The sequence below is a fragment of the Planococcus sp. SSTMD024 genome (assembly GCF_041320495.1).
Lineage (GTDB): Bacteria > Bacillota > Bacilli > Bacillales_A > Planococcaceae > Planococcus.
This window is the reverse complement of record NZ_JBGGNS010000022.1, coordinates 438,910-453,460: the sequence shown is the minus strand read 5'-3', so window position 1 is coordinate 453,460 and position 14,551 is coordinate 438,910. Positions and strand designations below refer to the sequence as shown.

At 49.8% G+C, this 14,551-nt stretch carries 12 protein-coding genes; 6 read left to right on the top strand and 6 right to left on the bottom strand.

The window, feature by feature from the left end:
- The first annotated feature begins 109 nt into the window (after positions 1 to 109).
- Positions 110 to 1,387 (top strand): MFS transporter, encoded by a 1,278-nt coding sequence (locus AB9R92_RS11055; RefSeq protein WP_370669500.1) that lies wholly within the window; start codon positions 110 to 112, stop codon positions 1,385 to 1,387.
- A 46-nt stretch (positions 1,388 to 1,433) separates the two neighbouring features.
- Here the strand turns inward: AB9R92_RS11055 and AB9R92_RS11050 are convergent, their stop codons facing one another.
- Both AB9R92_RS11050 and AB9R92_RS11045 read right to left on the bottom strand, forming a co-directional pair.
- Positions 1,434 to 2,192: a YkuS family protein gene (locus AB9R92_RS11050; RefSeq protein ID WP_370669499.1), complete on the bottom strand. Its 759-nt coding sequence runs from the start codon at positions 2,190 to 2,192 to the stop codon at positions 1,434 to 1,436.
- Positions 2,193 to 2,515: 323 nt separating this feature from the next.
- Positions 2,516 to 3,640 (bottom strand): ABC transporter ATP-binding protein, encoded by a 1,125-nt coding sequence (locus AB9R92_RS11045; RefSeq protein WP_370669498.1) that lies wholly within the window; start codon positions 3,638 to 3,640, stop codon positions 2,516 to 2,518.
- Between the two features lie 234 nt (positions 3,641 to 3,874).
- On the opposite strand from AB9R92_RS11045, the gene AB9R92_RS11040 reads away from it, so the two are divergent.
- From AB9R92_RS11040 to AB9R92_RS11030, 3 genes are read left to right on the top strand one after another with little or no spacing between them, the layout of a single operon-like run.
- Positions 3,875 to 5,200: an ABC transporter substrate-binding protein gene (locus AB9R92_RS11040; RefSeq protein WP_370669497.1), complete on the top strand. Its 1,326-nt coding sequence runs from the start codon at positions 3,875 to 3,877 to the stop codon at positions 5,198 to 5,200.
- Positions 5,201 to 5,212: 12 nt separating this feature from the next.
- Positions 5,213 to 6,127: a carbohydrate ABC transporter permease gene (locus AB9R92_RS11035; protein ID WP_370669496.1), complete on the top strand. Its 915-nt coding sequence runs from the start codon at positions 5,213 to 5,215 to the stop codon at positions 6,125 to 6,127.
- Entirely contained in the window at positions 6,124 to 7,038 is a 915-nt protein-coding gene (locus AB9R92_RS11030; protein WP_370669495.1) for a carbohydrate ABC transporter permease, read from the top strand. Before AB9R92_RS11035 ends, AB9R92_RS11030 begins: the two co-directional genes overlap by 4 nt.
- A 99-nt stretch (positions 7,039 to 7,137) precedes the next feature.
- Here the strand turns inward: AB9R92_RS11030 and rlmN are convergent, their stop codons facing one another.
- Positions 7,138 to 8,211 carry a dual-specificity RNA methyltransferase RlmN gene (gene rlmN, locus AB9R92_RS11025; RefSeq protein ID WP_370669494.1) on the bottom strand — a complete coding sequence of 358 codons (1,074 nt, stop codon included), beginning with the start codon at positions 8,209 to 8,211 and terminating at the stop codon, positions 7,138 to 7,140.
- Between the two features lie 166 nt (positions 8,212 to 8,377).
- Here rlmN and AB9R92_RS11020 point away from each other — a divergent pair, with 166 nt between their 5' ends.
- On the top strand, positions 8,378 to 8,845 hold the full coding sequence (locus tag AB9R92_RS11020; RefSeq protein ID WP_370669493.1) for a VOC family protein: 468 nt from the start codon (positions 8,378 to 8,380) through the stop codon (positions 8,843 to 8,845).
- Between the two features lie 45 nt (positions 8,846 to 8,890).
- On the opposite strand, the gene AB9R92_RS11015 is transcribed toward AB9R92_RS11020, so the two are convergent.
- The 3 genes from AB9R92_RS11015 to AB9R92_RS11005 all read right to left on the bottom strand — a co-directional run bounded on the left by AB9R92_RS11015 (position 8,891) and on the right by AB9R92_RS11005 (position 12,903).
- Positions 8,891 to 10,405 carry a succinyl-CoA:acetate CoA-transferase ScpC gene (locus tag AB9R92_RS11015; RefSeq protein ID WP_370669492.1) on the bottom strand — a complete coding sequence of 505 codons (1,515 nt, stop codon included), beginning with the start codon at positions 10,403 to 10,405 and terminating at the stop codon, positions 8,891 to 8,893.
- Between the two features lie 248 nt (positions 10,406 to 10,653).
- Positions 10,654 to 11,298, bottom strand: a complete 645-nt coding sequence (locus tag AB9R92_RS11010; protein WP_370669491.1) for a LytTR family DNA-binding domain-containing protein — start codon at positions 11,296 to 11,298, stop codon at positions 10,654 to 10,656.
- 99 nt (positions 11,299 to 11,397) lie between these two features.
- Positions 11,398 to 12,903: a succinyl-CoA:acetate CoA-transferase ScpC gene (locus AB9R92_RS11005; RefSeq protein ID WP_370669490.1), complete on the bottom strand. Its 1,506-nt coding sequence runs from the start codon at positions 12,901 to 12,903 to the stop codon at positions 11,398 to 11,400.
- Positions 12,904 to 13,125: 222 nt separating this feature from the next.
- Between AB9R92_RS11005 and AB9R92_RS11000 the strand changes: the two genes are divergently transcribed.
- Complete coding sequence (locus AB9R92_RS11000) at positions 13,126 to 14,331, top strand: MFS transporter (protein ID WP_370669489.1); 1,206 nt, start codon at positions 13,126 to 13,128, stop codon at positions 14,329 to 14,331.
- Positions 14,332 to 14,551 lie beyond the last annotated feature (220 nt).

Here is a 14,551-nt window from a genome sequence, read left to right as displayed (position 1 = left end):
TTTCCTTTTGCTTTATATTGTAAAATTTCAGCAAATATTCAGTCGAAAACACCCTTTTTTAGATTCTCTCTTGTACAATAGACTTATCAAAAAAAGGGGGCCTTCGGCTATGGCGAAGTTCACGAAACCGGAAAAAAGCTGGGCGTTTTACGATTGGGGCAGCTCCGCCTATTCCATCATCATCACGACCGCTGTGTTTCCGCTCTTCTATAAAGCAGCCGCAACAGACGCCGGAGTGGAACTTGCGGATTCAACCGCTTATTTAAGCTACACCATCGCGATTTTCACCTTCATCTTGGCGATGCTCGGCCCGCTTCTTGGCACCATTGCCGATTATGAAGGCATGAAAAAGAAATTTTTCACGGTGTTCTTCCTGCTCGGCACGGTTTCGACGGCGATGCTTGCGTTCGTTCCAGAAGGCCAGTGGCTATGGCTCTTGATTTGTTATGTATTTGCCGCACTTGGAGCGACCGGTGCCAATTTGTTCTACGACGCCTTCATTGTCGATGTCACAACCGAAAAGCGCATGAACAGCGTTTCCGCATTCGGCTATGGGCTCGGCTATATCGGTTCGACCATTCCATTTGCGCTCGCCATCCTGATCATCCTGCTTGCCCAAAATGAAATCCTGCCGCTGTCTGTCACGAACGCCAGCCGGCTTGCCTTTTTAATCACCGCCGCTTGGTGGATCTCGTTCTCGATTCCTTTGTTCCGCCATGTAAAACAAAAGCATTTCATCAAACGCGAAGCGAGCCCTGTCGTCCAAAGTTTTCGCCGGCTCAATAAAACCATCCGGGAAATCCGGCAGTATCGCGCCTTGTTCCTGTTCCTCATTGCGTATTTTTTCTATATCGATGGTGTCGGCACGATTATCTCCTTATCCACTGCCTACGGGACCGATCTCGGATTGAGTGCCACCAGCCTATTGATCGTCTTGTTCGCCACGCAAGTCGTGGCCGCGCCTTTTGCGATTCTCTACGGCAAGCTAGCCGACCGCTTTACCGGAAAGAAAATGTTGTATGTCGGCATTTTCGTCTATATTATCGTCTGCGTCTATGCGGTCTTCATTGAAACCATTATGGATTTCTGGATTCTTGCGATGCTGGTCGCCACCAGCCAAGGCGGCATCCAAGCTCTGAGCCGCTCGTATTTCGGTAAATTGGTGCCGAAGCAAAACGCCAATGAGTTTTTCGGCTTCTATAATATCTTTGGCAAATTCGCCGCGATTACCGGGCCTTTGCTTGTCGGGGTCACTTCACAACTCACGGGCAATTCCAGTTTAGGCGTTTTGAGTTTGGTCGTACTCTTTATTATCGGCCTGGTTGTCCTCATCTTCGTCCCAGAGCCTGCGCCGCACGATCCGGTCGATGAAGTCGCCGCTGAATAATTCAACATATAAAAAGCCTCCCGCAGCTGCGGGAGGCCTTTTATGATTAATTATTCTTTTTAGCGTCAGTTGGCTCGACTTTAATCTCGCCGTCTGAATTTTTGCCGAGTGATGATTCGCCAAATTCCACGACATCTACGCCGCCGGCATCTTTCTCAGCTTTTTTGATTTCTTTCTCTACTTTCTTTTCAGCTTTGTCGTGCTCTTTTTGGGCTTTTTCTTCTTTTTTCTCTTCTTTTTCTTCAGCTTTTTCTTGCTGCTTTGCTTCTTTTTCAATCGCTTTTTCTTGTTTCTTCAATTCTTTTTCTTCTTTCTTTTCATCGCGCTTCGCTTTCAGCTCATCAGCTTTCACTTTCGCCTGTTCGATGGAAGTGTTTACTTTTTCACTGGAATCCGAAGTTTTCGCTTTCACTTGTTCCTGTAATTCCTTGCCGCTCTTAGGCGCAAGCAAAAGGCCTGCTGCAGCGCCGATCAAAGCACCTGTTACTGCTCCGGCAACAAAGCTTCCGCCGCCTCCGCCTGACTCAGAACCGTATTCCGGTGCCATTGGTGCAGGCGACTGGATTTTGCCTTGGCGCACGAGGCGCTCTTCGACTTCCTCTACGATTTCAAACAATGTGCGTCCTCTTGCTTCAACTAATGAAACGCTCATGTGGAAATCCGTCAAATCTTCCTGGTCACGGACAACCACTACGTCGTAATCGGGTGCATCTGTTTTCTTTTCAAGCATTTCTGCACGGTACCCTTTTTGTACCAATGCATCGCGTACGGATGTAAATGGATGTTCAACTGCAATTTTTACCATTCTGTGTCCACTCCTTTGTTTTGAAAACTCTATGTTAAGATGTTTTCCCCTAATCTACCGCTCTAAACTTATCCTTTGTGAACTCCTCCATTTTTTTCAAATTTTCACGCTTTGAATAGCTAAGTGAATATGGTTATTCATAATGAAAAGGTCTAGGGTCGGTTTTAACATTAAATGGAAAGTTGCTGCCCTGCTCCTGGACAGATGGCGAGGACTTTCAAATGGCATCGATTTAAATTGTCCCGATCGTTATTCATTCTCGTGCTTATCGGTTACATATAAAAACCCCGACCGGCTTGTGATCCGGTCGGGGTTGATGGATTTTATACAGTTACTTCCGCACGTTCTACGGCCTTGATGCGTGTTCCTGTTTCCGTATCGAAGAAATGGACATGCGCCATGTCGAATGCGAGTGTTGCTTGGTGCCCCGCTTCAATCGAAGTTGCCGCATCGACACGGGCGATGAAGTCCTGGTCTTCATAGACCGCATGGAGAATCGTCTCGGCGCCCGTCAATTCGGAGACGGTGATCGTTGCATCGAATTCGCTTGCCGGTATCCCCGACAGGTCTTCGTTGTTGACGTGGATATGCTCTGGGCGGATGCCGAGCGTGATTGGCTTGTTGTCGTAGCCTTCTCCTTTCAGGACATCCAATAGCTTTGAAGGGATTGCCATCTTTTTAGTGCCTACAGCGAAAGCGCCATCGACCAGCTGCCCTTCAAAAAAATTCATTGCGGGTGAACCGATAAAGCCCCCGACAAAGCGGTTTTCCGGAAAATCGTAGACTTCTTTGGGCGTGCCCACTTGCTGGATCAAACCGTCCTTCATAACGACGATGCGGGAAGCCATCGTCATTGCTTCCGTTTGGTCATGGGTGACGTAAATCGTCGTCGTTTTCAGGCGGTTATGCAATTTGGAGATTTCAGCGCGCATCTGCACCCGTAATTTGGCATCCAAGTTCGACAAGGGCTCATCCATCAGGAAAACTTTTGCATCGCGGACAATGGCGCGTCCGAGTGCCACACGCTGGCGCTGGCCTCCTGAGAGCGCTTTCGGTTTTCTGTTCAAGTATTCTTCCAATCCGAGAATCGCAGCAGCTTCATCTACACGGCGCTTGATTTCGGGCTTCTTGAATTTTCTCAGCTTCAGCCCGAATGCCATGTTTTCATACACCGTCATATGCGGATACAATGCATAGTTTTGGAACACCATCGCGATGTCGCGCGCTTTAGGCTCTACATCGTTCATGCGTTTTCCGTCAATGAAGAATTCACCTTCCGAGATTTCTTCCAGTCCCGCGATCATCCGCAGCGTGGTCGATTTCCCGCATCCCGAAGGACCGACAAACACGATAAACTCCTCGTCTTTTATATGTAAATTGAAATCGCTGACCGCCAGCGCCCCTTTGTCATACCTTTTGCCTAAGTGATCAATCTTAATTTCTGCCATGTCCCAGTCTCCTCTGATTCTTTTTCTTCTATTATAGAGAATAAGCAGTAAATTACAAATATATATTTGGCAACACCGCTTCTCTACGGTATACTCATTGCTAATGAAGCTGGAATATTCTGTACTACTCGAGACATGAATAGCAAGCTCCTTAACATCTCATCGGCCATTACTTCGAAAGGCAAAAAATATGGCAACCGAAGATATTCATGAAAAGGGAAAAGGAGAGAGAATATGAAGAAAATGTACACCGTCCCCGCAGCTTTTTTGGCCTCCACCCTGCTTCTCACAGGATGTGCAGGATTCCAGATCGGCAATGGCAACGACAGCTCCACGGAAAACGAGGAAGGAAAAGTCGTTCTCGATTTCTGGACCTTCTGGGGCTCTGAAATTCGCCGCCCGGTCATCGAAGAAATCATCAGCGACTTCAATGCATCCCAAGATGAAATCGAAGTCCAGCATACCTATCTGCCTTGGGGAGACATTTGGACGAAAGAACTTGCAGCGATTGCAGCCGGCGACCCGCCGGATGTGGTTATTAATGATATCAATACGACCGCTCTTCGCGGGGAACAGAACCAGGCGATGAACCTGGCTGAATTTATGTCAGAAGATGATATCTCCGGCCAGTTCTATCCCGAATTATGGGAAGCAACCCTTCATGAAGGGGATTCTTACGGCGTGCCATTTAATACCGATACACGCGTGCTGTTCTACAATAAAGATGCATTTGAAGAAGCGGGCCTTGATCCTGAACAGCCTCCGACTACCTGGGCGGAGCTTGAGGAATATGCCGCGAAGCTTGATGTGAAAAACGGCGATGATTACGAGCGCATCGGGTTTTATCCATTATGGGGCATCAATTACGACGTGTGGATGCTAAATGCCAATGGCCACAACTTCATCAATGAAGAAAATGAAGTGTTGATTGACACCGAAACCAACCTTGAGACGCTGGAGTGGCTGACAGGATGGAAAGATAAGTACGGAGACAATGTCATCAACTCCTATAAAGCCCAAATTGACAGCCAGCAAGGCAACCCGTTCTTCAACGGCAGCCTCGGCATGTACGTCAGCGCACCGACTTTTTACACTCAAATTCGCGATTATGCAGATGACTTGAACTTTGGTGTTGCGAAACTGCCCGAGATGGAACCAGGAAACGGACATACAAGCTGGGGCGGTGGATTCGTTGCTGAAATTCCAGCTGGCGCTTCCAATCCTGAAGCTTCTTATGAATTCATCAAGTATTTGACAGGTGCCGAAGCACAGGAATATTGGGCGGTCCAGAACTTTGACAGCGTCGCCAATATCGAAGCCGCTGAGAACGCTGCACAATCCGACGAATTTACTGAAGACGGCACCATGGTTTATAGCATGGCAACCGAATACATGAACGATACTCTTCTTACGCCGGTACCGGTAGCTGCGCCTGACTTCATGGGCAGCGTCAATCCGAAAATCGATGAAGTGTTGCTTGGTTCGAAAACGCCAAAACAGGCGCTTGAAGAAGCACAGGCAGATGTCGAATCATTGATTGAAAAAAACACACGCGAATAAGGAGGGCTTCGCTTGGCTAAAACAAAGTCGGCTATGCGGCGGAAAGAGACGATGTATGGCTATATTTTTGTGATGCCGTGGATCATCGGGTTTCTTGCTTTCACGGCGGGGCCCCTGCTCTTTTCACTCTTCGCCAGTTTTACCGATTACAATATTACATCCCAAATGGACTTTGTTGGAGCCGAGAACTATCAAGGGCTCTTTACAGAAGACGGATTGTTTTGGACATCCCTTTGGAACACTTTGTATTATGTGCTGTTTTCGGTCCCTCTGACCACGATCGGCGCAATCTTGCTATCGGCTCTGTTGAATCAGGACGTGCCAGGCATACGGGTTTTCCGTACGTTGTACTATTTGCCGGCAGTGTTGTCTGGAGTCGGAGTGTACTTATTATGGATGCAATTGCTCGATCCAGGCACCGGGATGATCAATTTGATACTCGGCTGGGTCGGCATCGATGGCCCCAATTGGCTGTTTGACCCCCAATGGACAAAACCGTCGCTTATCTTTATGAAATTATGGAGTGTCGGCGGCGCTATGCTTCTATATCTCGCCAGTATGCAGGGGGTGTCCAAAACACTTTACGAAGCAGCGGAAATCGACGGCGCCAATACATTCCGCAAGTTTTTCCACATCACTTTGCCGATGATCACGCCGGTCATCTTTTTCGATGTGGTGACCAGCCTGATCGGCGGCTTCCAGATTTTCCAGGAAGCTTATGTTATGTCGAGCGATGGCGAAGGCGGCCCGGCAAACTCTTTGTTGTTCTATAATTTATACATGTGGCGCCAAGCCTTTGAGAACTTCAATATGGGCTATGCGATGGCCATGTCCTGGATCCTGTTCATCATCGTATTCGTCCTGACGATGATCAACTTGAAGCTGGCGCCGCGCTGGGTGCATTATGAGGGAGGCGATAACCGATGACCTCTCAGCAAGAAAGCACCCGCTATGTGGAAGAAGCGGGGAAGCCTCGCGACCTTCAAAACCCAAGCTATTTCAATCATCACGGCAACCGCAAGAACCTGTTAAAACTCATTAATTTCGTTTTGCTTGCGGCAGGGAGTTTGATGATCCTGTCGCCTCTCTGGTGGATGTTCTCCACTTCCTTGAAGACGATGACAGAAGTCATGTCCTTCCCGCCTTCCTTCTTTCCCGAAGTTTGGAATTGGTCCAACTATATTCGCACCTGGGAAGCGGCGCCATTTACCCGCTACACCGTCAACACGCTGGTCATCACCACATTGGTCGTAATCGGCAATGTCCTGTCGAACTCATTCATTGCTTACGGCTTTGCTAAAATCCCGTTCCGGGGGCGCAATGTGCTGTTCGCCATTGTCCTGGCGACTATGATGATTCCGGGATTCGTCACCCTGATTCCGCAATACGTTTTGTTCGCCAAACTGGGCTGGGTCAATACCTACTACCCCTTGATCGTGCCTGCCTTTTTCGGCAGCGCGTTCAACATCTTCTTGCTTCGGCAGTTCTATATGACGATTCCGAATGAATTGATTGAAGCGGCGAAGATGGAAGGTGCCAGCCATTTCTACATTTGGCGCAAGATCGGCTTGCCGCTCACCAAACCGGCGATTGCGACTGTCGCCATCTTCTCATTCAACGGCGCCTGGAATGATTTCCTGGGCCCGCTGCTGTATTTAAACGACGAGAACCTGTATACCCTCCAGATCGGCTTGCAGGTCTTTAAAGGGCAGCTGAATACGCAATGGAACTACCTGATGGCCGGCTCATTGCTTGTATTGCTGCCGGTGATCATCATTTTCTTCTTTTTCCAGAAGTATTTTATCCAAGGCATCAATTTGCAGTCTGGCGGAAAATAACCATAAAAGCTTGCAGCCTCAGTGGCTGCAAGCTTTTTTATCGTTGCGCCTAAAACAAAAAGCCCCCGAAAATCCGGGAGCTTCCTGCCTGTCACGCGATTAGACCGTTGCCGGTTTTTTCTCTTTTTTGATTTGCTTGCTGCGCAGCTGTCCGCAGGCAGCGTCGATGTCTGCGCCTTGTTCGTGGCGGACGCCGCAATTGATGCCTTTTTTCTTCAATGCATCGTAAAAAGCGCTGATCGCTTCAGGCGTACTTTGCTGGTATTGGTCATGCTCATCGACCGAGTTGTAAGGAATCAAGTTGACGTAAGACAAGTGGCGCTTGTCTTCAAGCAATTTCGCCAGCTTGTTCGCTTCCTCGACATGGTCGTTGACGTCGCGCAGCATGATGTATTCGAACGTGATGCGGCGGTTTGATTTCTCCAAATAATAATCGATCGCAGCCATGAGCTTCTCGACCGGATATGCTTTGTTGATCTTCATGATGCGTGAACGCAATTCGTTCGTCGGCGCATGGATGGAGATCGCCAAGTTGACTTGCAAGCCTTCATCCGCATAATCGTAGATCTTCGGCACGATGCCGCTCGTTGAAACCGTGATGTGGCGCGCTCCGATTGCCAATCCTTTTTGGGAGTTGACGACATGGAGGAAATCCATCAAGTTTGTGTAGTTATCGAACGGTTCGCCGATGCCCATGACCACGATATGGCTGACGCGCTCTTCTTTTTGCTCCGCATCGAAATGCGCCTGCACTTGCATGATCTGCTCGACGATTTCGCCAGCGTTCAAGTCGCGGCTCTTCTTCAATAGGCCGCTGGCGCAGAAACTGCAGCCGATGTTGCAGCCGACTTGTGTCGTCACACAGACCGAGTTGCCGTATTTAAAGCGCATGAGAACCGTTTCGATCAAGTTGCCGTCCTGCAGGCGGAAAAGGAATTTGATCGTGCCATCGGACGACTCCTGCTTGACTGCCTGGTCCAATGTACGGATCGCAAAATTGCTTTCCAAAAGCTCGATGCAATCCTTCGATAAGTTCTTCATCTCCGAGAATTCCGTGACACGTTTAATGTAAAGCCAATCCCACACTTGCTCCGCGCGGTATTTCTTTTGGCCATTTTCTACAAACCAATCTTTTAATTGTTCTATCGTCAATCCATAGATGGAATTTTTCATATTAGGACCCTCATTTCAGAATTTCACAATTGCTTATTATAATACTAAAAATCCAGTCTGGCAACAACTATTTTCGACTAAATCCTTCGGGACATGCGGTTTTTTTGCATATTCCCGCCTACAGAAGGGTACAGAATCAGTACAGTGAAAAGGAGGAGAATCATCAATGGCAGCAATTACGCATGTGGGGCTTGCGGTCCCTGATTTAGATAAGGCAGTCGCATGGTACCGGAAAGTGTTTGATTTCCACATTTTGGCGGGTCCATTCGATTTTGATGCTGAAACAGAAGGCCCGGGATCCATGACAAACGATTTGCAGGGGCCCGAAATCCGCAAGATGCGCAACGTCCACCTCATGTCCTCCGACGGCTTCGGCATCGAATTATTTGAATTCCAGGAACCTTCTTTTTCTGAAGAACCGCCGCGGCATGCAGGATTTTTCCATATCGCCTTGGTTGTCGATGACATCGTCGAGACGATTGAACGGATCGTTCAGCACGGCGGGCGCCAGCGCAGCAAAATGTGGAACATCAATAAAGGCAAACCGCATTATCTCGTCTATACCGAAGACCCGTTTGGCAATATCATCGAATTGTATTCCCGCAACACTTCTGAAATGTACGGCAATCGTTGAACAGAAGAAACCGGACAGCCTATGTGGCTGTCCGGTTTTATTTGTTTAGACCAATTGCTCTTTTTTCACGAGCATCGTGCCGTTTTTGGCTAACGATTCGTGCCATGAGAAAGCTTTTTCGAGAACATGCGGCGTCTGGCCTCCGCGTGTCAGCGCTTCTTCGTAATACTCGCGCATTTGCGGGCGATAGTCCGGATGGACACAGTTTTCGATGATGGCTTCCACGCGCTGGCGCGGCGCCAGTCCGCGGAGGTCGGCATAGCCTTGCTCGGTGACGACTACATCAACATCGTGTTCGGTATGGTCGACATGCGATGCAAATGGCACCACGCTCGAAATCTTGCCGTCTTTCGCGGTTGATTTCGTTACGAAGATGGCAAGGCGCGCATTGCGGGCGAAGTCACCCGAACCGCCGATGCCGTTCATCATTTTCGTGCCGGAGACGTGCGTCGAGTTGACGTTTCCGTACATATCGAATTCAAGTGCCGTGTTGATCGAGATCAGGCCGAGTCGGCGCACGACTTCCGGATGGTTCGAGATTTCCTGTGGGCGCATGATGATCTTATCGCGGTATTGGTCGAATTCGCTGAATACCTGCTTCATCTTCGGCTCGGACAACGTGATCGAACAGCACGAAGCGAAATCGACTTTGCCGGCATCGATCAAATCGAAGACAGCGTCTTGAAGCACTTCTGAATAGACTTCCAGGTTCTTGAATTCCGAGTCGATCATGCCGTGAAGGACTGCGTTTGCGACAGATCCGATTCCGGATTGAAGCGGGGCCAGTTTTTCCGTCAGGCGGCCTGCTTCAATTTCACTGCGGAAAAAGTTCAGCAAATGGTCAGCCATGATTTTGGTGTCTTCATCCGGCGCTACGATGTTCGACGGGGAATCTTCCTGATGCGTAAAGACGATGCCGCGCACGCGCTCCATGTCGACCGGGATGCCTTTCGTTCCGATGCGCTGGTCCACAGACGTTAACGGAATCGGGTCGCGTTCGCCTTGTTTGCCGGTATCGTAAATATCGTGGATGCCTTCAAACAGTTCAGGCTGTGCCGCATTGATTTCCACGATGATGTTTTTCGCGTGTTTGACGAAGACCGATGAGTTGCCGACAGACGTCGTCGGGATGATCATGCCGTCTTCAGTGATTGACAAAGCTTCGACAATCGCGAAATCGATCGGCTCAATGACCCCTGAACGGATCCATTCCGCTGTATGGGACAAGTGATGGTCAACGAAATACATGTCGCCGGCGTTGATCGCTTTGCGCATGGCCGGTTCTGCTTGGAACGGCAAACGCTTGTTGACGATGCCCGCTTCCGCAAACAGGCGGTCAATATCGGATCCGAGTGATGCCCCTGTGAAGACGTTGACTTTGAAGCTCTCCGTTTCAGCGCGCTCAACCAGCGCATAAGGAACCGCTTTCACATCCCCCGCTCTTGTAAATCCGCTAAGCCCGAGTGTCATGCCATCTTCAATCCACGCAGCCGCTTCCTGCGCTGTGACCACACGATCCTGCAATTCTTCCGCTTTGATACGCTCAAGTTTCTTTTCCATTCTATCCACGCTCTCTTTCTGTATGTTTTTGTCTAATATATGTCGTTTGTTGAAGCGTTTTCATCTTGACGATGGATTGTACTTTTCTTCCATTAAAAAAGACAGGATGCAAAACACCCAATCTATTTGTCTGATTATTAGATAATATTAACTTGTGGTAAAGCGTAAAAGGGGATATCCGAATGGAAGAGTACATATCCTGGGTAAAACAGAAAATCGGCTGTCCGAGACAGCATTTTCATGCGTTCTCAGAAGCCGAGTAGTTTCCGGAAATAACTGGAATACGATTGGCTGACCGGCAGGCGGTCTCCGTTATCCATGGCCAGCACGAATGTGGAATGGGTATCGGGATGAATTTCTTCTATATGATGAACGTTGACGATAAACGACCGGTGGCAGCGGATGAACGAATCCCTCGGCAGTAAATATTCGAATTCCTGCAGCGAGTTTTTATTCGTGCCGGAAAAATCCGCAGCGTGGACATGTGTTTTTCTGTCTTTCACTTCGAGGTAACGGACGTCGGTGAACGGGATCGGCTTCCAGCCATCCGGGCTTTTCACCGTCACGACCGACTTCCCTTCGGTGTAAGCCGGATAGATCGCCATGACACAGCCTGCGAGCACGCCGTCTTCTTCGAACGGCACCGCCATGCCGTGATAAGGCACGCCAAACACTTCACGGTTGATGAATTCCGACGCTTTTTGCCCCGTCGTCAGCGCTTTATGGGCGATTGTGCCTTCACGCACTTTATCCCCTGCCTTGATTTTCAAATCGATCCGTTTGCTCGGGCGATAATAAGTATATTCTTCCATATCAGATACCGCTATCGAGACTTCATCGGAGAATAATTCCCCCATCACATCCAATAGCGGGCCGGGTGTAATTTTTTCCATCGCGCATGGGCCTCCAGTAAAATTCTAGTGGTATCAGTATACATGACTTTGCATGAACAGAAAAGAAGGCTCGCAGCTGCCGCGTCAGTTTTCCGCCAATTATGGCGATTTCATTAACATCGTGCCTTCGCGTACATACTTCGCATGCCAGGATAAAGCTTCATCCAGGACATGCGGTGTATGTCCCCCTTGAGCCATCGCCCTGTTGAAGTACCCCTGCAGCTGAGGGCGGTAATCGGGATGGACGCAATTCGCGATGATCCGCTCCGCCCGTTCACGCGGCGCCAGATTGCGGATATCGGCAAAACCATGCTCCGTAACCAACACGTCCACATCGTGCTCGGTGTGATCGATGTGGGAAGCGAACGGCACGATACAGGAAATGCGCCCAAGCTTGGCAGTGGATTTTGTAACGAAAATGGCGAGCTGGGCATTGCGCCCGAAATCACCCGACCCGCCGATGCCATTCATCATTTTCGTCCCAGTTACATGAGTCGAATTGACATTGCCGTATAAATCGAATTCCAGGGCCGTATTGATGGAAATAAGCCCGAGGCGCCGGATGATTTCGGGATGATTGGAAATTTCCTGCGGCCGCAGCACCAAACGATCCCGGTAGCGTCCGAAATCTTGATAGATTCTTTCCATATAAGGCTTCGATAAGGTGATTGCCGACCCGGAAGCGAATAGCGCCTTGCCTGAATCGAGCAAATCGAACACAGCATCCTGCAGCACTTCGGAATACAGCTGCAGCCCTTTAAATTCCGAATCGATCAAACCATGCAACACCGCATTTGCGACGGATCCGACACCCGATTGAAGCGGTGGCAAGTTTTCGCTCAAACGCCCTGCCCGCACTTCACCGCGCAGAAAATCAAGCAAATGCCCAGCCATGATCTCCGTTTCCTCATCAGGCGGCTCGATCGGTGAGGGCGAATCCGCTTGGTCGGTCCAGACGATGCCTTTTACTTTCGACGGGTCGATCGGGATGCCTGCCGTGCCGATGCGGTCCCGCGGCGAAACGAGCGGAATCGGCTGGCGTGAGCCGATCGCTTGCGGTTCGTAGCAATCGTGTAGCCCTTTTAGTTCCATAGGCTGTGCCGCATTGATCTCAATGATGATCTGTTCCGCATGATGGGCGAATACCACCGAGTTGCCGACGGAAGTAGTGGGAATCAACAAGCCGTCCTCGGTGATGCCAAGCGCTTCGATAACGGCAAAATCCATAGGGCCCGTAACGCCTCCACGAATCCATTCGGTAGTTTGGGATAAATGGTGATCCACAAACTGCACGCCCCCGGAATTGATCGAAGCACGCATTAAGGGATCCGATTGATACGGTGCACGTTTCCGGACAATGCCCGCCCGCGCGAAGCCCCCCTCGATTTCGGAGCCGAGCGAAGCGCCGGTATAGACATCAATTCGAAACGCCTCCTCCTTCCCGCGCTTCGCCAAGGCGATCGGCACTGCCTTGGCATCGCCTGCGCGTGTAAATCCACTGAGCCCAACCGACATTCCATCCGTGATCCAGGAGGCTGCCTGCTCCGCGGTCACAATCCGTTCATGCAAAGCCGCGAGTTTGATTCGTTCCAGTCGTTGATCCATCGCCATCCCCTTCCCCTTATCGGTCTTGGATATTACCTTATACCCTTGAATAAGGGCGGCTCAACCCGTTTCGGTTCTTAGTTGCGGAAAAGCTTTAGGCTTCCTAGAAAAGAAAGTTCGTTTGCTGTTGCAAAGTGATTGACAAGCTTTGGAAGTATCCATAATATGGGGAAGTCAATATAACTGTCATGTGTACATATATATAAGAAAGAAGGCACTCCAATGTCCAAAGACCAACGCAAAAAAATCCTGATCTTGATGATCAATATGTTCATCGCCATCGCCAGTTTCGGCATCATCATCCCGATCCTGCCGTCGTATCTCGTTTCCATCGATCAAGGCGGCATGGCAGCCGGCTTGATGATCGCCATCTTCGCCGCTGCCCAGTTCCTCTTCTCGCCGATTGCCGGGAAATGGGCGGATCAATACGGCCGCCGCATCATGATCATCTGGGGCCTTGCCGGGCTGACTTTATCGATGTTCATTTTCTATGCTTCCGATTTTATTTGGGTGCTGTATTTCTCCCGCGTCGTCGGGGGAATCGGCGCCGCCATGCTCGTGCCGGCGATTTTTGCCTATATCGCCGACATCACGACGTTCGACCAGCGCGCTAAAGGCACGAGCCTTGTGTCTGCCGCGATGTCACTCGGCATCGTAATCGGCCCCGGGATCGGCGGCTTTCTGGCCGATTTCAGTTTGAAGCTGCCGTTTCTTGTGTCAGCGCTCGTGTCACTCGCTGCGGTCTTGTTTTCCGTCTTCGTCCTGAAAGACAGCGACGCCGAAAAAGCGGATCCAGATCTCGCTTTGACGATGACGCAATCCGAATCGATGTTCAAAAAGATTGCGCGCTCGACTTCGGTTCCTTACTTTTTGCCGCTGGTCATCACGCTGGTCATGAGTTTCGGCTTGCTTGCCTACGAATCCGTCCTGGGGCTTTATCTCGACAATCAATTCAATTCCACCGCAAAAGATATCGCCTTCATGATCACCGCCACCGGCACGGTCAGTGTCATCGTCCAGTTATTCATCGTCGACCGGATCGTCTCGCGCTTCGGCGAAATCGGCGTATTGATCACGTTCCTTGGCGTTGCAGCAGGCGGCTTTCTCGCATCACTGTTTGCAAGCAGTTACGTCATGTTCTTCGGGGTCTCGCTGATCATCTTCCTGGCGACATCGATTTTGCGCCCTGTCTTGAACACATTGATTTCCAAACTCGCAGAAGGCGAAGTCGGGTTTGCGATGGGCATGAACAACGCCTATATGAGCATCGGCAATGTCATGGGCCCACTGCTCGCCGGCATTTTGTTCGACATTAACATCATTTTCCCGTTCATTCTCGGGCTCCTGCTGCTGTTGGCGACACTTGTCATCACCACCGGCTGGCAGCGTTCCAGATCCGCCAAGCAGGCGCGGGCCGTTGAACAATGATTCGAAACTGCTATTAAATGCTCACCATTCGATAAGTATGTATCACTTTTATATTCGAAAAAAGACAGTACAGCCGATAAACTGTACTGTCTTTTTTCCATTTAAAGGATCTACTGTAAGACCTTACACTTTCCGAACCCAAGCTTTCTCTATAGATTTGTGTTTTCTTGCCTTTTTCTGCTATTCGCGAAAGCCAATAGCTTTACGCTGGGGATAGTTG